1 pseudogene is annotated in these 253 nt (G+C 57.7%); it reads right to left on the bottom strand.

The features are described 5' to 3' along the window. A pseudogene (locus SB717_RS37835) lies at window positions 1-248 on the bottom strand (UDP-glucose 6-dehydrogenase); the annotation flags it as partial. Between the last annotated feature and the right edge of the window lie 5 nt (window positions 249-253).

Here is a 253-nt window from a genome sequence, read left to right as displayed (position 1 = left end):
CTCAGGTGCGGGATCATGCCTACGACTGCGGCGTCGACGTACGTCATATCCGCGGCATATTCACCAAGTTTCTGAGGGGTTCCGACCGCAATGAAATGAACCTGGCTCCCCTTGATTTGTGACGTGTCGGTGGTGAATGTGAGCCTTCCAGATGACAAAGCACCCGTCAGCAGCTCCGGAAGCCCGGGCTCAAAGAACGGCGCCTTTCCCTCGCTCAGGGCTCCGATTTTGGCTTGGTCGACATCCACACCCA

Origin of the sequence: Priestia sp. SIMBA_032 (assembly GCF_046535215.1) — a bacterium.
Taxonomy (GTDB): domain Bacteria; phylum Bacillota; class Bacilli; order Bacillales; family Bacillaceae_H; genus Priestia; species Priestia aryabhattai.
Note: the sequence above shows the minus strand (reverse complement) of the source record. Positions and strands in the feature narration are given on the sequence as shown.